Source organism: Ammoniphilus resinae, assembly GCF_017873965.1.
Classification (GTDB): Bacteria; Bacillota; Bacilli; order Aneurinibacillales; family RAOX-1; genus Ammoniphilus_A; species Ammoniphilus_A resinae.
The window spans coordinates 130,079-148,208 of sequence record NZ_JAGGKT010000004.1 but is presented as its reverse complement, the minus strand read 5'-3'; the positions used below and the strand labels follow the sequence as shown (position 1 = coordinate 148,208).

The 18,130-nt window shown below is 37.7% G+C and carries 19 protein-coding genes; 12 read left to right on the top strand and 7 right to left on the bottom strand.

What is annotated here, in order from left to right; translation table 11 throughout:
* Nucleotides 1-37 precede the first annotated feature (37 nt).
* The 3 genes from J2Z37_RS09320 to J2Z37_RS09310 all read left to right on the top strand — a co-directional run bounded on the left by J2Z37_RS09320 (nucleotide 38) and on the right by J2Z37_RS09310 (nucleotide 2,396).
* Nucleotides 38-616: a recombinase family protein gene (locus J2Z37_RS09320; protein WP_209809986.1), complete on the top strand. Its 579-nt coding sequence runs from the start codon at nucleotides 38-40 to the stop codon at nucleotides 614-616.
* A gap of 395 nt (nucleotides 617-1,011) precedes the next feature.
* Complete coding sequence (locus tag J2Z37_RS09315; RefSeq protein WP_209809985.1) at nucleotides 1,012-2,097, top strand: PAS domain S-box protein; 1,086 nt, start codon at nucleotides 1,012-1,014, stop codon at nucleotides 2,095-2,097.
* A gap of 2 nt (nucleotides 2,098-2,099) precedes the next feature.
* Complete coding sequence (locus J2Z37_RS09310; RefSeq protein ID WP_209809984.1) at nucleotides 2,100-2,396, top strand: ATP-binding protein; 297 nt, start codon at nucleotides 2,100-2,102, stop codon at nucleotides 2,394-2,396.
* 188 nt (nucleotides 2,397-2,584) lie between these two features.
* On the opposite strand, the gene J2Z37_RS09305 is transcribed toward J2Z37_RS09310, so the two are convergent.
* The 3 genes from J2Z37_RS09305 to J2Z37_RS09295 all read right to left on the bottom strand — a co-directional run bounded on the left by J2Z37_RS09305 (nucleotide 2,585) and on the right by J2Z37_RS09295 (nucleotide 7,016).
* Nucleotides 2,585-3,418 (bottom strand): Ger(x)C family spore germination protein, encoded by an 834-nt coding sequence (locus J2Z37_RS09305; RefSeq protein WP_209809983.1) that lies wholly within the window; start codon nucleotides 3,416-3,418, stop codon nucleotides 2,585-2,587.
* A 66-nt stretch (nucleotides 3,419-3,484) separates the two neighbouring features.
* Nucleotides 3,485-6,451 (bottom strand): Tn3 family transposase, encoded by a 2,967-nt coding sequence (locus J2Z37_RS09300; RefSeq protein ID WP_209809982.1) that lies wholly within the window; start codon nucleotides 6,449-6,451, stop codon nucleotides 3,485-3,487.
* Nucleotides 6,452-6,464: 13 nt separating this feature from the next.
* Nucleotides 6,465-7,016, bottom strand: a complete 552-nt coding sequence (locus J2Z37_RS09295) for a recombinase family protein (protein ID WP_209809981.1) — start codon at nucleotides 7,014-7,016, stop codon at nucleotides 6,465-6,467.
* Between the two features lie 572 nt (nucleotides 7,017-7,588).
* Between J2Z37_RS09295 and J2Z37_RS09290 the strand changes: the two genes are divergently transcribed.
* The 6 genes from J2Z37_RS09290 (at nucleotide 7,589) to J2Z37_RS09270 (ending at nucleotide 9,740) form a co-directional block, all read left to right on the top strand.
* The gene (locus J2Z37_RS09290; protein ID WP_209809980.1) at nucleotides 7,589-7,753 is read left to right on the top strand and encodes an AbrB/MazE/SpoVT family DNA-binding domain-containing protein; all 165 of its coding nucleotides are present in this window, start codon (nucleotides 7,589-7,591) and stop codon (nucleotides 7,751-7,753) included.
* Nucleotides 7,741-7,908 (top strand): hypothetical protein, encoded by a 168-nt coding sequence (locus J2Z37_RS09285; RefSeq protein WP_209809979.1) that lies wholly within the window; start codon nucleotides 7,741-7,743, stop codon nucleotides 7,906-7,908. The genes J2Z37_RS09290 and J2Z37_RS09285 overlap by 13 nt, the downstream gene beginning before the upstream one ends.
* Complete coding sequence (locus J2Z37_RS09280; RefSeq protein WP_209809978.1) at nucleotides 7,908-8,432, top strand: hypothetical protein; 525 nt, start codon at nucleotides 7,908-7,910, stop codon at nucleotides 8,430-8,432. The genes J2Z37_RS09285 and J2Z37_RS09280 overlap by 1 nt, the downstream gene beginning before the upstream one ends.
* A gap of 73 nt (nucleotides 8,433-8,505) precedes the next feature.
* The gene (locus tag J2Z37_RS26120) at nucleotides 8,506-8,670 is read left to right on the top strand and encodes an AbrB/MazE/SpoVT family DNA-binding domain-containing protein (RefSeq protein WP_209809977.1); all 165 of its coding nucleotides are present in this window, start codon (nucleotides 8,506-8,508) and stop codon (nucleotides 8,668-8,670) included.
* A 19-nt stretch (nucleotides 8,671-8,689) separates the two neighbouring features.
* Nucleotides 8,690-8,854 carry a DUF3231 family protein gene (locus tag J2Z37_RS25495; protein ID WP_245203687.1) on the top strand — a complete coding sequence of 55 codons (165 nt, stop codon included), beginning with the start codon at nucleotides 8,690-8,692 and terminating at the stop codon, nucleotides 8,852-8,854.
* 13 nt (nucleotides 8,855-8,867) lie between these two features.
* Nucleotides 8,868-9,740: a DUF3231 family protein gene (locus J2Z37_RS09270; protein WP_342453804.1), complete on the top strand. Its 873-nt coding sequence runs from the start codon at nucleotides 8,868-8,870 to the stop codon at nucleotides 9,738-9,740.
* Nucleotides 9,741-10,165: 425 nt separating this feature from the next.
* Here the strand turns inward: J2Z37_RS09270 and J2Z37_RS09265 are convergent, their stop codons facing one another.
* From J2Z37_RS09265 to J2Z37_RS09255, 3 genes are all read right to left on the bottom strand, one after another.
* On the bottom strand, nucleotides 10,166-10,981 hold the full coding sequence (locus tag J2Z37_RS09265) for an AAA family ATPase (RefSeq protein ID WP_245203686.1): 816 nt from the start codon (nucleotides 10,979-10,981) through the stop codon (nucleotides 10,166-10,168).
* Nucleotides 10,982-11,485: 504 nt separating this feature from the next.
* Nucleotides 11,486-12,487, bottom strand: a complete 1,002-nt coding sequence (locus J2Z37_RS09260; RefSeq protein ID WP_209809975.1) for a zinc-dependent alcohol dehydrogenase family protein — start codon at nucleotides 12,485-12,487, stop codon at nucleotides 11,486-11,488.
* A 652-nt stretch (nucleotides 12,488-13,139) separates the two neighbouring features.
* Nucleotides 13,140-14,096 (bottom strand): proline dehydrogenase family protein, encoded by a 957-nt coding sequence (locus J2Z37_RS09255; RefSeq protein ID WP_209809974.1) that lies wholly within the window; start codon nucleotides 14,094-14,096, stop codon nucleotides 13,140-13,142.
* Between the two features lie 118 nt (nucleotides 14,097-14,214).
* Between J2Z37_RS09255 and pdxR the strand changes: the two genes are divergently transcribed.
* Nucleotides 14,215-15,615: a MocR-like pyridoxine biosynthesis transcription factor PdxR gene (gene pdxR / locus J2Z37_RS09250; RefSeq protein ID WP_209809973.1), complete on the top strand. Its 1,401-nt coding sequence runs from the start codon at nucleotides 14,215-14,217 to the stop codon at nucleotides 15,613-15,615.
* A gap of 114 nt (nucleotides 15,616-15,729) precedes the next feature.
* Here the strand turns inward: pdxR and J2Z37_RS09245 are convergent, their stop codons facing one another.
* A complete protein-coding gene (locus J2Z37_RS09245; protein ID WP_209809972.1) occupies nucleotides 15,730-17,154 on the bottom strand; it encodes an aminotransferase-like domain-containing protein in 1,425 nt (474 codons plus the stop codon).
* 103 nt (nucleotides 17,155-17,257) lie between these two features.
* Between J2Z37_RS09245 and J2Z37_RS09240 the strand changes: the two genes are divergently transcribed.
* Together J2Z37_RS09240 and J2Z37_RS09235 are read left to right on the top strand one after the other, a co-directional pair.
* Complete coding sequence (locus J2Z37_RS09240) at nucleotides 17,258-17,860, top strand: LysE/ArgO family amino acid transporter (RefSeq protein WP_209809971.1); 603 nt, start codon at nucleotides 17,258-17,260, stop codon at nucleotides 17,858-17,860.
* 51 nt (nucleotides 17,861-17,911) lie between these two features.
* Nucleotides 17,912-18,091 carry a hypothetical protein gene (locus tag J2Z37_RS09235; RefSeq protein WP_209809970.1) on the top strand — a complete coding sequence of 60 codons (180 nt, stop codon included), beginning with the start codon at nucleotides 17,912-17,914 and terminating at the stop codon, nucleotides 18,089-18,091.
* Nucleotides 18,092-18,130 lie beyond the last annotated feature (39 nt).

Sequence of the window (18,130 nt, the reverse complement as noted above, 5' to 3'; positions counted from 1 at the left end):
GTCCCATAAGACTTGTTTCAAAAATAGAGGTGAGAATATGCGGAAAATCGGTTATATTCGGGTCAGTTCGTTGGATCAGAACCCAGCTAGACAGCTTCAGCAGCTAAATGAAGTTGGAATGGATGTTATTTTTGAAGAAAAAGAATCTGGAGCAACACAGGATAGACCTGAATTGCAGAAAATGTTAAAGGAGTTACGAGAAGATGACATCATCTATGTATCTGACCTTACTCGCATTACCAGAAGTACAAGAGATTTATTCGAACTGGTCGATTACATAAAGCAGAAAAAAGCCAATCTAAAATCTTTAAAAGACTCGTGGCTTGATCTATCCGAAGAGAATCCTTATAGTCAATTTCTTATGACCGTAATGGGTGGAGTAAATCAACTGGAACGAGATCTCATTCGTATGCGTCAACGTGAGGGAATTGACCTTGCTAAGAAGGAAGGGAAATATCGAGGAAGAGTCAAGAAGTATCACCATAAACATGCCGGGATTAACTATGCAGTAAAGCTTTATCGTGAAGGCAAAATGACTGTAAAGCAAATTTGTGAAATAACGAATGTCTCAAGATCAGCTTTGTATAGGCGATTATCAGAACTGGAAAATAATTAAATTTTATTAAGCTAAATGGCAGTTATCCTCAATAAATGGTGCTTATGATGGGACATAAAATTGGTATTATTTGATACATATCGGAATCATATGATAAATTGTCTTATTTAGTGTACATTCTTTTTAAAATTATTATACTATTAGTATTGTTTGGTCACTATCTTACAAAGAGGTTATTATAAATGATTCGCGAACTATTCATCAATATCACCATTCTTGTTTGTGCGTATTTTGTTATCCATCAACTTTTTAAGGATATAAACCTCTCGATTTATTCCAGCATAAAGGAACGTATCTATTATGGTATTGCAAACGGTATTGTAGGTCTGTTATTACTATAATTTCATTTTCCAATTTCTACTGGGATCTACATAGATTTACGTTATTTACCCATTGTGTTTGCAGTCTTATATGGTGGTTGGGCTTCTGCGTTAATTGCTACTATTATCGTATATCTCGGAAGATTGCTGATATATGATGAATTTCATATACAATTATTACTTGTTCAGTTGACCCTTTTTGTTACTGCTGGATTTTGTGCTTTTATTACAATATTTAAACTCAGAAATTGGATTAAGATGTTGTTGATGTTAACAGTAGTAAGCATAACAAATCTCTATATTGCTTATGTCATCACTATTCAGGACAAGTCCGTCAACATTTTATCCCTGTATAGAGATTATATCCTAGCTATTTGGATAGGCGGAGGAATAGGTTTTTATCTACTATCATATCTTCGTCGAGTAAGCTTATTTGAATCAAAGTATCGTATGATTGCAGAAAACACTTCGGATTTCATACTTGTCCTAAATGAACAAATGAGGGTTACTTATTGTTCACCATCCTGCGAAAAGTACTTAGGATATAGGTTAAATGACCTAAATGGTGAGGGCCAACTAATCAAAACGGTTCATCCGGATAACCAATTAATGGTGGTTGATGCGTTGGAAAGAAAACAAGCTGCCAAAGTCGAATGTCGAGTTCGGAACAAAATAGGAGATTGGGTATATGTAGAGGCAAACATTATGCCAATATATAAAAGAAATTCTTCTATTGAAGGTTTAGTAATTATTAGTCGTGATATTTCAGAACGAAAACAAGAAGAGAAACTTTTGATCAAATCGGAAAAACTATCAATAGTGGGGGAACTTGCGTCAGGAGTTGCCCACGAAATAAGGAATCCATTAACCACGCTAAAAGGTTTCTTGCAGTTTTTGAAGGCTGATTTTCCAAATCCCATGTATGCGGACCTCATGTATTCGGAACTGGAGCGAATCGAGTTGATCACAAACGAGTTTCTTATGTTGGCCAAGCCTCATTTGGTGCATTTTCAACACAATGACCTGAAGTCGCTGCTGGAACAAGTTTTACCACTTATTAATTCTCAAGCTATTATGAACGATATTGAAATCATCACGGAAATCGAGCCTGATTTGCCCTATTGTTTTGTGAAGCAAATCAAATTAAACAAGTATTTATAAACTTGTTAAAAAACGCGATAGAGGCTATGCCGAACGGGGGCATAGTTAGAATTAGTATTTACCGTCAAAATTCTAATGAAATAAATATCTCTATCACGGATCAAGGGGAAGGAATAGAGCCAGAAAGAATTCCTTATCTAGGTCAACCGTTCTATTCTCTAAAAGAAAAGGGTACCGGTTTAGGATTAATGGTTTGTTCTAAAATTGTCAAGGAACATAGGGGAGAAATGGAATTTCATAGTGAGTTAGGAAAGGGGACTAGCGTCGATATCACTTTCCCATTAACTACAGCAGAGTGAAGAAAAGGGCACCCATTTACTCCTATTTAGTTATCTTCAGCCTATACTCATTTCTAGTGTCATTCAAAGGCTTCGTTATTGAAATATATCAGGTCAAATAAAAAGTTGTTCTACGACGGTGAACGATAGTTAAGGAGCCACATGCTTATGACTCCTTTTGGGCAGTTATGCGCAATTAGTGGACTAACTCATCCTATTACTTTTGTCAATGGTTGGATGTCAAGCTCATAAACTACTTTAATCTGCATTTTTTCCCAATGTTGAAACCATTCTTGTTCACTCATTGGTCTTGAAAAAGGGGTAAGGGTTAGTGTCCCAATTTGTAAGGGATCCACTTTCGATTTCTGAAGATTCTTTAACAAGTCCCTCGACTGAGCTTCTAAGTACGATATGATATCTTTCTTGAGATCAGCTAATTGATTGTAATCCAGTATATTTTTTTCTCCGATATATTCCTCAATCCTGCCTTCTAGTTTGACTGTCATCGTAAGGGTGGAATAGTCATGATTCATTGCCATTTCAACCTTTGACCGGACTTTACCCAGAGATACGGATAAGGATGGAATCTCCAGGGTTTTAAGATAGTAGTTGTTACTGATTAACTGGAATATCTCGTCTTTCCTTTTCTGAATGGAACTGATGAGTCGATCATCTTTAAATAATGCTGTACCTTCATAGGAAAAATTATCATGGTTTGCTTTAAATATGGGCAAGACGGGATCAGCGTAGGGAGAGTATAGCTTTTTCATAAATTGATGGAGATTTACGATATTGATATCACCTTGCTTTTCATAGTGCTTGAACATGAGATAAAGAAAGTAATCCAAATCTGGTTGCTTCGTTAGCTGATTATTGATGTAATCATTAACATCTCCAGTCACGATAACCAGATAAAGACGTTGAGAAATAGCAGGGTCTGTCAGCAAGGTGTTGACGAGTTGACGGATGCCTTTTTTGGAAATTTTCTCGTCCAAGAGCAGCATTCGAAGTTGTCCATTTTTCAACTCACGAAAATAATTCAAATTAAATTCCTTACCGCCCTGCTTTAGCAGATGTAGGGGTTCAGCCGAGATACGTGTAAAAATGGGTCACAGCGTGGATATTATTTCCAACCTGTGACCCTCTTCTATTGGTGGGGGTACATTTTCCAAATCAAGTACATATTCACCAAATCGCTTAATATGTCTGGTAAGATAGGGACTGAGCATGACTAGATCTTCTCGTGAGAAGTTATATCCTTCGTTTATCAATTCCCACAAGATCATCGTCATATCAACTACGTTTTGGAAAATCACAGCGTTAGCTACGAGATCATTGTATTTAATACGCTTTTCCTGTTCTTCCGGATCATTTTCAGAAATAACGCCATCTCCACCAAAGAAAAACCATTTGGAGAACCCGTTATAGGCTTCCACTTTGTTTGTACTTGCGGTTATTTGCTCTCTTAATTTAATGTCAGAGATATATCTTAGCAAAAACACGGTTCTGACCACTCGACCCAGCTCTCTAAATGCTTGATATAAGCGATTTTTTTTACTTTCATTACTCAACTTCCTGAGTAGAGTTGAAGGGAGGACTTTACCGGCTTTGATCGATAAGACGACCTGCATCAGATCCTGCCAGTGTGTCTCAAGTAGATCCCAGTCAATCACGTCACTAAATAGCGGATCAATATGTTTATAACGAGCATTTTTATAAGGACGAAAGAACTTCAGGTCCTTCCAGTTGCGAATCCGAGGCATCAGGTTGATTCCAAGGAGATAAGATAGAGCGAAAACAGGTGTTGATTGACCTTGTGTATCGGCATGTAAGGTATCTGGCTGTATATCAGATTGATTTTTGAGTAGTCCATCAATAATGTACACGGCTTCCCAAACCCCACAGGGTATGAAATGACTAAATAATGCAATATAATTATCCGAAACATGGTGATAAGCAATTCCGCCATAACCACCATAACGAATATGGTATTCAGATATTAAATTTTCCTCATATAAGTCATACTTTGTACCGTCAGCGGCAGCAGTGGTACCATCTCCCCAAAGTTTGGGCAGACTGAATTGGTTGTAATGATTTAAAATATCCCGAATAGCTTGATCGATCTTTTGGGCGGAAATATGGCGACGATTAACAAAAGAAATCATATGCGGCGTTACGGCATTCTTCATATGTTTAGAGGTCTGTGCGGGACCCAGGTTGCACCCATATCCAAAAGAAGTAATGACATATCGTTCTGTTGCCTGTTCGAGTTTAGGATCTGATCCCGATAACGGACCAAAGTGCCTTGTCCATCGAGTCCAGTGTTCCACATTACCTAATACGTCGATAATGTTTCGTTCCGGTAACCGTTGAACAATAGTAGACTCTAACTCCTTACTTGATGAAGAAGAATCCCTCCGTACTAGTCGCTTTAGAACTGGTTCCCCAGCTTCGTTAATCAATACCTGTCCGTTATCTGGGTAATTCAAATTCACCGTTTCTGCCGTCTCAGTTAACCAGTGTTTTAGTTGGTGAACAAAATCTGTAGATGATGATGGAAAACCCAGCTCTTCGCAATAATCAATCACCATCGGTTCGCATTCTTTCCATGAAAGTAGTTGATCCCGATAATCTGCATAGTTCTCTGAGCCTTTTACACAAAGATCACCTGTTTTAAATTCGGAAGCAAGATAGGAAAAGATACAGATTTCGAGATGTTTTCGATGGATCAAACCCGTGTCTTTCCCTACATAAACGGTATTTCTCCATTGTTCGTTAACAAAAGAAAGATCCAAATCTGATTGAAAATACTCGATCTTACGGTTTTCATGATCCTGAAGAAACTGTAAAGCAAGGACAAGAGAACGATCTTGAGTGGTAGAATCGATTTCAATCATTTTTACTAAGCGGTACAGAGATTTTCTATGGCTCTTATAAAACTTCCATAATAACGGAAAATAATTATTCCCGTTATAAGTGGAAACAGATTCACAATCGCTCTTCAATGCATCAATACCGCCCTTGGCCATAATTAATTCCTTTACCTTTTTACCAGCTGAAGCATCATCATCATGGATGTTTGTTGCTTCTAGGACTTCGGTTAAAATGGAAATAAGATTTTCAGTCTTTGATCGGTGCTGTTCCCTAATCAGCTCCAATTCTTCTTTACCTTTCTTGTGGATGGTTCTGATCCTTTTAATAAACATCTCTACCAAATTGTCTATGGTAGTGACCTGTGATCGGTGAATCATGCATAATAACAACATGTAACGCTTTGGAGGAGAAAAATCCTTTATTTCTGAAGCATCTAATGCCTTAGCTTCTGAAGAAAAATGTTTGATCTTTGAATTTGGGATATCTTCCAATAAACGCTGCAGGTCTACGATGAAGGACGTTAACCAAGATAATCTGGTTTGAAGGTCTTTCATATGAGAAAGAGATGGGCTTTTGGGCAAATCTTTAAGGTAATGATAATCAGATTTTCGTTTTTGATCAGAGGTTTCCAATAATTCATCCAGTTTATGTTTTTCCTCATTAGATAAACGAGCGAGAACCGTGTGAAATAATTGATAGTTGACGAGTGTTCTCACCCGGCGGGCCAGTCGATCCAGTGTACTAAAGGCCGGCAGTTCATATTGTTCTTTGATCAATTCAGCAATAGCAACGTTAATAAGGTCAGCAGGATTGTCCATTACTTGTGCAGCTTTATAGATCGCGGATGTCGCTATATGCAAAGCCTCTTTGCCGTACGGAGTAACATTTAAATACTCACGTATGGCCTTTTGATGACGATATAGTGTTTTACTCTGAAAATTCGGCTCTATTTCCAAAGGCAAATTTAAGCAGCTACGTATATGGTTAATAACTGCTACCGGAATATCTTTTGGACGAGGAAAGTATCCTAGACGTTGGAAAGACTTCAACAAGACCAAAAGACTAAGTACGGGCACAGATCCACGAGCTACACGATGCGCGAATTGATTCTCACCCGGAGTTACCGAGTAAATATCACGAAGTTCTTTGACGGTTGGATTTCTCTTAAATCTTGGATAGGCTGTTCGTTCAATGGATGCCAATTCAACTGTCTCCTTAGTTTCCTTTCTTTAGGTACTTATAAAGTGTCGACGGTGAAATTCCGGTCATATCCTTAATTTCACGCAGTGTAACTGTTTTCGACTCGTATAGTTTCACAGCCTTTTCAATTTGTTTCGAACCAACTGTGGGACGGCCGCCCTTTCTTCCCCTTGCACGTGCCGAAGCCAATCCAGCTAACGTTCTTTCCCGTATAATATCCGCCTCTAACTCTGCGATAACAGCCAACATTTTAAACATGGCCTTTCCAATTGCCGTACTTGTATCAATGTGGTCCTGTAAGCTGCCCAGCTCTACCTTTCGTTGTTCTAAGGTCTCAGAAATCTCGATTAATTTTTTAGTAGATCTAGCAATTCGATCTAATTTGTAACAAACAAATAGATCACCAGACCTTAAGGTCTTCAGTGCTATTCCCAATTGTGGCCGATCGTCCTTTGTACCGGACACCTTTTCTGTAAAAATCTCCTCACACCCGAATTGTTTCAAAGCGTCAATCTGCATTTCCAAATTCTGTTCATGGGTAGAAACCCGAGCATAACCAATTTTCAAAATCTATCATCCTTACTTACTCGTTTTTATATCAATATCATACTAAAAACGGATGTTTTTTGAATATAGATTTTCATATAAGTTTTCGCATTGAAATTCAACAAAAAAAGACCACAAAATATGTTTGGGATTAGCAATGCGAAAAACGGTTGTTTTTCGTATAATGATTATTTAATTCTCCGGAAGTAATGTGCTATCTTTTAATGATTGCGTTTAGAATCTGATGACGCATATAATAGATACTAGGTGTTCAAAATTTCCTTTTAGTAGGGATATAGTATAGTGGTGGATCATGAAGCTATTAAGTATGTCGTGAACTTAATGTTAAAAGCAGGAGTGGAACAGGAGAAGATTCTAGAAATTACTCGTCAATTGAGTAAATCTATTCGTTCGAGTTCTGAACAACTAGCAAAAGAAATAATTAGAAAATATAAATAAAAGGATTACAATTCATGATTAAATCAACACAGCTTCGTAACTGAAGCTGTTTTTTTAATTTATAAAAATGTCAGGGGAAGTAAAGAATAAAAAAGACTAGGAAAGAAAATTAAAGATTTATTGGGGTGAAACCATTGCAAGTTTCCAAAATCAGCTCTAAAGGACAAATTACCGTACCTAAGCTCATTCGTGATATTTTGAACCTTCAAGAAGGGGACAGTGTAGCGTTTAAAATTGAAAATGGTCATATCCAAGTCTATAAGGTGGATTTAGAAAAGGTGAAACAATGTATCATCTAGATTGGTCTCCATGGGAAAATGTTGATGATGAGTTGTTGATGAAGGTGTATCAAAAGGCAAAAGGGATGGAAGAAAAACATTTAATTAAAATCGTCTTAGCAGAGACAAGAAGAAGACGTTTAATATGGAACAGTGAGGATGAGGAGGTTACCTAGTGTTCAATAAAATTATCATGTGGTCATCCCTCATCCTTCCTTGGCTATCGTTGTTTTTTATGAAAAAGGAATCCATCAAACGGTATATGCCAGTTGCCATTTTTGTTTCTTTGTTACTGACGATTCTTTTCGAAATGGCTTATACGTTCCAATGGTGGATCATGTTAGATAAGATTGCTCCTTGGGGATATATCACCAATGTTGCCTTTGCCTATGGAGCATTTTTAGTTGGAACGATGTGGATTTTCTATTTCACATACCAAAAATTTTGGGTGTATATGGTTACCAATATCGTAATTGACGGGTTATTCATGTTTGGTTTAAGTCATTTCTTCGAAGGAAGGCTTTATAACTTAGTGAATATGGGGAGGTTTGGAGTTTTCTTACTGATGCTTTTCCTCGCGGTAATCATCTATGGGTATCAGGTATGGCAAGAAGGAGTAATTAAAAATCCAGAACGGCAACCCACAGAAAAGGAAAATACTCAACGTCAATGGATACGCAAAAGGGAAAAAGCTAAATAAACCGTAAAAAACTATTCAACTCGGAATTCTATAGTTTAATGTAAAGAATAATAAAGAAAATCAAGGATATGGAGTGAATTCATCTGTATGTAGGGTTTCAAAAATCAGCTCAAAAGGGCAAATCATCATTCCAAAGGTAGTTCGAGAAGTCATAAATCTTCATAAAGGTGACCGAATAGCTTTTAACTTTGAAAATGTCAAATTCGAATCAATAAGGCTGATCTTGAAAAATTTATAAGCTCATAAGAGGTGTTAAAGTGACCATTGATCATCTAGATACAACCAAACAAAAGGAACACGATATAGAACACAATCCGAAACTCACTGCAGCCGAAATGGGAAGTCTTTGGGCTCAATACATGAGCGATAGTATGGGGATATGGCGTTTTAAGCTACTTTCTGGAAAAAACAGAGGACCATGAAACTAAAAATATTGTGGCATATGCGTTGCATTTATGCCAAAAACACATCCAAACCTTAACAGAAATTTTAAATAAAGGGAATTTTCCTATTCCGTATGACTTCACACAAGAGGATGTAAAATTAGATGCTCCTCGTTTATATTCCGATTCCTTCATCCTTCAGTATATAAAGAACATGGCGATCCTTGGGATTGCGGCGACCGGTGTAGCCACAGGACTTACAACACGATCCGATGTAAATGAATTTTTTACAGAATGCATTGCATCTGCTACCGAATTAAACAATCGAGCAAAAAACCTTTTATTGTCGCAAGGGTTATATGTTCGACCTCCCTACATTCCTAATCCGGACCATGTTGATTTTGTGGAAAAACAAAATTTTCTAACCGGTTTTTTTGGCGACCGAAGACCACTAAATGCCGTTGAAATTACCCATCTGTTCAACAATACGCAAACCAACATTATTGGAAGAGCATTATTGATTGGATTTACTCAAGTCGCCCAATCTAAAGAGGTTCGTGAAATCTTGATGAGGGGCGTGGAAATGGCAAAAAAGCATGTAAATATATTCAGTTCCGTTCTGATTGATGAAAATATCCCTGCCGCTATGACTTGGGATTATGGGGCAACGGATACAACGGTTCCTCCTTTTTCCGATAAGCTTATGATGTTTCATACCACCGCTTTAATTGCCGCAGGCATTGGAAATTATGGAACTGCCGTAGCTGCAAGTCCCAGGCGTGATTTAGGAAGCTATTATTATCGACTTTTTATGGAAGTAGCTCAATATGCTGAAGATTGTGCTAATCTTATGATCAAAAATGGGTGGCTAGAACAACCTCCATTGGCTCCCAATTATAAGGCATTGGCAAATCGGGGGCAGTGATACGATGTGCCAAAGTCCAATGCAGTATGTAACGGTCTTTTTATCTCGCAAACAATCATAAACTAAACTCCTTCTTTAAAAGGATGGTTTATGAAACTATCGGGATTCGAGAGTTGAAAAGAAAATTCATCTACACCTATAAACACGGGTCATAACTGGAAGTGAATTCCAGACTATGACCCATTTTTACACGTATCTCGGCTGAACCCCCTTTACTTGTCCAAGGAGTGTTTTGTTATTAAAACCTTTACTATTTCATATCAATCGATAGCGGTGGTTGTTTCATCCCTACTTTTTTTGGGGGTTTCCTATTATTAAATACGCATGTGCAGATCACTTTCAAATTCTTAACCATGCCGAGGGCCGGTTTTTTACGAGGTAACTACTATTTTTCTAGAAGTATTATTCAAAGTTCTTCAACATCCTTAAAACTTGTTTTCATGTCTTTTGAAAAATTCATAGTATGTACGGACATTTTCTAATTCCGTCCAGCGTCTAACCTTAACAGGGTTTTCATCAAGATTATAAATTTTTGCCTCCCCCATGGATAGTAGAAATGGAGAATGTGTTGATATGATAAATTGACAGCCAAAAAACCGGGTAGAGTCTTCAATAAATTTTACCAATTCCAGCTGGCGTTTTGGGGAAAGACTGTTTTCCGGCTCATCCAAAATATAAAGTCCATTTTCACCAATTTTTTCAGTGAAATACAGGAATGCACTTTCCCCATTCGAATATTCCCTCACATTATCCATTAATTCATTTCTCACAAAACGGGACTGTGTTCTACTTCTAGCTGTGTTAACTTTTTTTAACTGCTCGTAATCTACCATAGATTTCATCTGAAAGTGGGAATACTTCGCATCCAAATATTCTTCAAAAAGTTTTTCCCGTTTTTGGTCTATTCCCTCATTGAGATTTCGGATATTCAACATATAATCAAATACATCATCACTAGTAATAATCCTGCTATTTTCAGGAATGTCCGCCTTAAGCTGCATCTCACACATATTGACAAAATTAGGATAGAAATTAGATTTATTATAGATGGAATCACGTTTGATTCCTGTTTTTTCTGCTATCACATTTAATGCTGTAGATTTTCCTGAACCATTTCCGCCATATAAAATCGTCACTGGCTCGAAAACAATCGTTTCAAAGCCATTTCTTGATAAAATTTTAAATGGATAAAACGAGTCATAGCACGTTCTTTTTATGTTCATGAAAAAATCAAATTCCATATCCTCATTTGGAAATGAAAAAGTATGTAAATAAACCATAATTTTCTCCCCTAAACAATATGCTTATCGCCGTAAATGCGGTTTCCCAACGGTACCCCATACATAATATATTTTTTTGATGAATTCTAAAGTTATCTCCGTATACTTGATTTCCATCTCGTTTAGCTTTACTTCGACTTCTCCATTACCTTTGCTGTTCCCTTGAGTACATCCTCCCCTGTTCCCCCACGAACAAACTGCTATTGCTTTTCCAATTTTTATCAAAGATTGCACCGTATCATCTGAACTATGTGTTCGTTATACCTTCCCTTAGAACCGCAGCTAAGCACGAACTTACCAAGATCGTAATTTCAACACAACCTGTTTCTTGGCTCTTTTAACATTAACAATAGCCGATTATTTGATAAAGCTTTGTTAAGATTTCCCGACAAAATTTGACTGCACTGTTTCCTTAAGTCTGAGGGAAAGGATTCAATTCTACTGTTTAAAATCACCTTACTGTGTTTACACCGGGTAGCTTGTTAAAAGAACTTTGCCTTTGTTTTCTTTAGAAGATTCAACAACATCAACAGCCTTTTTTACATCCGATAAGTCATATGTAGAATCGACCTTCATCAAACTTAATTCTTTATCTTCTATTAGTCTTATCAACCGATGAAAGGTTTCTTGCCATTTATTAGCGGTGACATTTTGATTCCAATTCCGTAAATGAAACAGATTAGCATTCACTTTTGCACGGTTTACAATATCCGTCCAATTTACTTGCACCCCAGATAAAAGGCCGATGGTTAAGAAATTTCCTCCAGGATGCACACAAAAAGCCAAGTCGTTCCCAGCTGAACCTCCAACGAGGTCAATAGCAGCATCCGCCCCCATTCCATTTGTTAATTCCATAACCGTTTCATTTAAGGGAGTTTTAGAGGTATCTATAACATAAGAAGCACCAACTTTAAGCAAATCCTCTGTATATTTATTATTTCTAGTTACTGCAATTAACTTAAAACCTAAAATCTTTGATAATTGAGCATAAATATGTCCGATTGAAGAACCGCAGGCATTTACCAACAGTACATCATTCGCTCTTATCTTTAAGATTTCCGTACAAGTCACCCAGGCAGTAATAGGGTTTATATACATTTGAGATGCCGTAAAGTCGTCAATAGTATCCGGAATAGAAACGGCTAATTCCGCTGTTGTTTTAACAAGTTCCTGCCAAGTACCTTCCCCACGCAAGGGTAAGACACGTTTTCCGATAAGATTTTGAGAAACAAAAGGTCCTACATCTTCAACAATTCCAACTCCTTCATAACCAGGAATATGAGGTAGGGAAATACGGTGAGAATAAGAACCTTTTATTGGTATTATGTCAGAAGGATTGATAGGGCGCGCTAACACTCGAACAAGGATTTCATTATCCTTTGGTGGTTCGATGGTTTTAAATTCAACATTTAATACATCCTTCGGGCTACCGAATTGGTAGAGCTTTATACTCTTTTGAATCCACATTTAAGGCTCCTTAATATAAATTAACCTGTGAGACAGATAAAAAGGTTTATTACTAAATGATTAGTCTTACGAAATGGTCTGATTATTCCAAAACCTAAAAGAGATGCTAAATTAACTTACACATGTATACTGATCTAGAGGATCGTCTACCTACGTTCTACAAGTGCAATAAATTCCTATAATCTTCTGTTGTTGTATGTGCTTTATCAAGTGTTAAGTAATATGTTAAGCGATTTTCCTCTATTATATTTACTGGAGGAACCCATCTTAGAAAGGTCTGCGCAGTTCTTTACTCTACATCATCAATTATATCACTTTCTTCGGTACTCTATTTGTATCCTGCAAAATCCTGACCTTTTTTAAATCCTCTTTGCCTACAAAGATTTCAAACAATTATAAGAAATTTAATGTAAGAGATGATGGTGCATTATGTAATCACTATTTTCGCAAGGTTAAAATATAGCGCCTGCGGTAGGGTTCAATGAGCAAACGAATAATCTTTCGGTGAAAGAGGAATGGGGGTGAGGGAATTCCAAAAGATGAAGGTGGAGGTGGGACGCGGTATAGTTGACCCCCACCCCACCCATAACTGGAACTTATATTCAAATGGGTATCTTCACCCAACCACACAAGAAATTACAGAGCAGAATTTTTAATAAGAACTGCTTCCCTCTAATAAGGGTGGATCTATCATATTAGCTACCGCAATATACAGGTTTTCTGGATATTCAGCGATTCGGTGGCATAAATACAAGAACCACTCTTGTCCATAGGTTAAGTAAACTTTACAATTATACCCTTTACCTCTTAAATCCTTCAATAAATCCGGACGTATTCCGTAGAGCATTTCGATCTCTGCATTATGTGTCAAATATTGGCGCTGCCTCATTTCCTGAATAAGAATTTCATCATGCGTCGCAATAGATGTCGGATGGTTCACTTCTATTAGCTGTTCTATAAAATCAAGGTAACGGTTATTTAATTCCTTTGATCTGGACATGGCAATGTCAGAGGATTCCTGGTAAGCACCTTTGACCATCCGTATTTTACCCGGATAATGAATGAGTTCCTGAATATCATGACTGGATCGGTGCAAGTTTGCCTGGATTGTAATCCCAACATTAGGGTAATGCTTGGATGTTTTTTTATAGACATCCAAAATATCATCCGTTTTTGCCGATTCCTCCATACTGATCATCAGAGTTATTCCGTGCTGGTATGCTTTTTGTGCCAATTCAAGCAGATGACTGGAGGCTGTGCCTGGATTGACAGATAATCCAATATGTGAAAGGTCAAGTGATACAGTCTGGTTCATAGATAGCGAACCCATCTTTTCTATAAGACCTAAAAACTGGTCTTTGGCCTTTATACATTCCTTGAGATCGGTTGTGTTTTCCCAAATGTATTCCAGTGAAATAAAATAGCCTTTGGAAATCAATTCATTGGCTATCTTGATCCCATCTATTCTGCTCTCCCCTGTAATAAACCGTTTGGCAGCTTTTAATAATAGTGGATAGAGCTCATTTGATTGCTGAATATAGGATTTTATATGCTGATTTCGTGCAATGGATTTAAGTGCTTCAGAGACCTGGGCTTCAGGTTTTTTCATGATTATTACCTCTCCTCTTCATTATTTAAATCCACTTTATCATGGTAAAATGGTTTATATCAGTACCACCTTTTATGATTTTTGATGGTACCACTTTTATGAAGGAGAAAATGTAACGATGCTTTGGATCCCCATTGATCGCTCGCTAGATGTGCCTTTAAATAGGCAGGTTTATCAGCAAATAAGAGAAAAGATATTAAACGGACAACTAAAAGCAGATGTTAAACTTCCATCCACTCGCGAATTATCTTCTCAATTAAACGTATCCAGAAATGTGATCTTGGATGCCTATGATCAACTGCTAGCTGAGGGTTTTGTTGTGTCACGAGGAGGGTCAGGGACCTACGTTGCCCCCGGGGCTTTCTTGGAACCACATAAAAAGGTGGGTTTATTACGTGCTTTCGATTCAGATGAAAAAAGAAAAAAGGATGATGCCATCATTAACTTTCGTTCAGGGATCCCCGCATTGGATCTATTCCCACGTAAAACTTGGGCCCGGCTGACTTCTACCATTTGGAACGATACGCCGCCTTCTACATTCGGATATGATATTCCTGAAGGGCGCCCAGAGTTAAGGCGGGTTTTATCGCAGTATTTACTAAAAACGAGAGGCGTTGACTGCCATCCAGATCAAATTGTGATTACCTCGGGTGCAACACAGGCGATGACGCTTGTTTCCAAATTACTTTTATCACCGAATGACACAGTGATTATGGAAGATCCGATCACCATTGATATTCAAATAATATTTGAATCGACCGGTGCACAGCTTTATCCTGTACCCGCGGATAAATATGGACTGGATACATCCTTGCTTCCGTTGGAGAAAAGCCCCAAATTCGTCTATGTGACTCCCTCCCACCAGTTTCCGTTGGGAGGGACGCTGCCAATTCAACGGCGTATTCAATTGATTCAGTACTCGAGAAAAACAAATTGTTATCTTATTGAGGATGATTACGACAGTGAATTTCGCTATGAAGGACCGCCTGTCAGTTCATTACAAGGGTTAGAGCCGGAGCGTGTGTTGTATATTGGTTCCTTCAGCAAAATTCTGTCACCAGCTATTAGAATGGGCTATTTAATCCTCCCTACACAACTGATTGAACAAAGCCGGAAGTTAAAATGGTTTACGGATCTCCACACCCCTTCTATAGATCAGCTTGTCCTTGCACAATTTATAGAGGAAGGCCATTTGGAAAGGCATATTGTTAAGATGAGGAAAATTTATAGAAACCGAAGAGATTTCCTGATCTGTTGTTTAAAAAGCACTTTTTCAAATCAAGTTGATATTTTCGGTCATTCCACTGGCTTGCATCTTATAGCAGAATTTAAAGAACAGGAGTTTTCAAAAGAATTACTTGAGAAAACTGATCGGCTTGGAGTTAAAATCTACCCAGTGGAAGACCATACCATGCAAAAAGGAAAACATCCTAACCAAATAATTTTGGGTTATGGACATCTAAACAAGAAGGAAATAGAAGAAGGTATGGCTAGACTACGGCAAGCCATTCTTTCATAAGAAAAAAGTCGATTGGTTCCTAGGGTTAGGGGAATCGACTTTTTTATTTGAGCCGTAGCATATATCTTATTTTTGCCCTAACCTACATGTCAGCAAAGTTCTTTCTTTAAAAGTTTAGGTTATCTCTGTGAGCAGATCCAGTAAAACATTTAATCCTCTGTTTAATTCCTCTATGGAAGCATAGGCATAGGAAAGGCGGATATGATGTAAATCGTTTGTATCATAAATATAACCCGGATTGATCAAGACATTTTGTTTTAATAAATTTAAAAATAACGCCTTATTTACAATAGGTTCATGGAACCTTAGCCAAATATAAAAACCACCCTCAGATTTCTTCCATGAAGCAATTTCCTTAAACTGTCGTTCTAATATATCTTCTACAAATGCAGCCCTTCTTTTTAATTGTTCTCGGAGCTGAATTAAATGCTTCTCATATAGTCCAGAAGAAAACCAATAGGCCACGATCTCTTGAGAAAAAGCGCTTGAACCATAATCTGTTTGCATCTTAATATCGGCCAATCGCTCAATAACAGGTGTAGGCGCTACAACCCAACCAATCCGCAACCCCGGGCTTAACGTTTTGGATACACTGCCGATATAAAGCACTTGCCCGGATTTTTCAAACGTTTTGATGGCAGGTAAAGGGGATTCAAATAACAATTCATGGTACACGTCATCCTCAATGATCGGAATTTGAAGTTCTTTGCAGACATTATACAAGCCAATCCTTTCGTCCAATGACCAATTATCCCCTGTTGGATTGTGCAAGGTTGGCACACAGTAAAACAAGGATTGTCTTTTTCCTTTGAGTTTTCGCAGCTTGTCTGTTAATTCTGCATCCCTTGATACGGAAATCATACGCATTCCTGCAGATTGAAAAGGATGAACAGAGTTTAGATAAGAGGGATACTCTTGAAAGATGATGGATCCCTCTTCTAATAGTCCCATTGCAATTAATTGGAGTGCCTGCAGTGCCCCTGAAACAATTAAAATGTTTTCCGGTGTGGTTTCAATCCCCCGCTTTTTTAAATACTGACATAAAATTTGACGAAGCTTCTCGCTTCCTTGTGGTGATGAATAGCCTATCGCCTTTGATTCAAGCGAAATGGATCTTAACGACAGTTCAATTTGTTTTGTTGGAAGCAATTCCGGTGATAATTCACCTGTTCCAAGTCGTATGATATCATCCAATTGCTCATATTTATTAATCAGTTTAATTGTATGGTAATTTGGTTTATGAATACTTGATTCAATGTGTTGATGCCAATTCGGTTGGGCCCTGTCCAAAAGCATATTCCACGAATTATTGGCTACAAATACCCCTGAACCGACTTTGGATTCAAGCAAACCATCTGCCTTTAATTCATCCAGAGCGAGTTGTATGGTACTCCGGTTCACATCAAATTGTACTGCAAGTTGGCGTTGTGTCGGGAGCTTCGTGCCAACAGACCAATCCCCCTGTCCAATTCGAGTTTTAATCCAGTCTACAATCTGCTCATGAATGGTCAAATGAGAATATCGGTATGGCTTCCACATCTTTCAACCCCTCCTAAAATTGGGTGGATAAAAAATCAACCAATTGGCTGTTTTCTTTTAGTTTTAACATAGTATCATAGGATTGAAAAAGGGGTTGATTTATTTGGAAAGCATTTTACATGGTATTATCCTGGCCTTTGGCCTTATTTTGCCTTTAGGGGTGCAAAATGTATTTGTATTTTCCCAAGGGGCCACGCAGCCCCATTTGTTTCAAGCCCTTCCAGCAACCATAACAGCTTCGCTGTGCGATACGTTGTTGATCCTTCTAGCTGTCTTTGGGGTATCCGCGATCGTTTTACAATTTGAATGGCTGCGGCTTATCCTAATGACGATAGGTATTTTCTTTTTACTTTTTATGGGATACACAATTTGGAAGGCTGAACCAACAAAATCGGAAACGAATAAAGCATTAACCATCCGTCAACAAATTCTTTTTGCTTTATCCGTTTCCTTATTAAATCCTCATGCTATTTTAGATACAGTTGGCGTTATTGGGACAAGTGCATTGAAATATGCAGGAACAGAACAAGTTTTTTTCACAATTGCTTGTATTACGGTATCCTGGATTTGGTTTTTTGGATTAACGCTGGCTGGTATGGGTATGAAAAAGCTGGATGGTAAAGGTGGGGTAATAAACATATTCAACAAATGCTCTGCCCTTTTTATTTGGGGAACTGCTATTCACCTGATGGACGGGTTATTGTAAAAACCGATTTTTAAAGAAAAATCTTCAAAAACACAGTAAATGGTATAACGAATGAAAAATACAAATATGATAGGAGATATAGTAATTAGACCTGCCAAAGTGTATCAATCTTCTAGAAGTATTAAAGAGGCGCTTGAACAATTAAAGATGGGCTGCAATACTCATTTTTCTGCTGAGGTTGTTAATGCATTTCAAAGAGTTCTCCTAAAAGATGAGATACTTTCATCTTGACCGAAGAAAAAATAAAAAGCCCTGTCTATTAAATTTAAG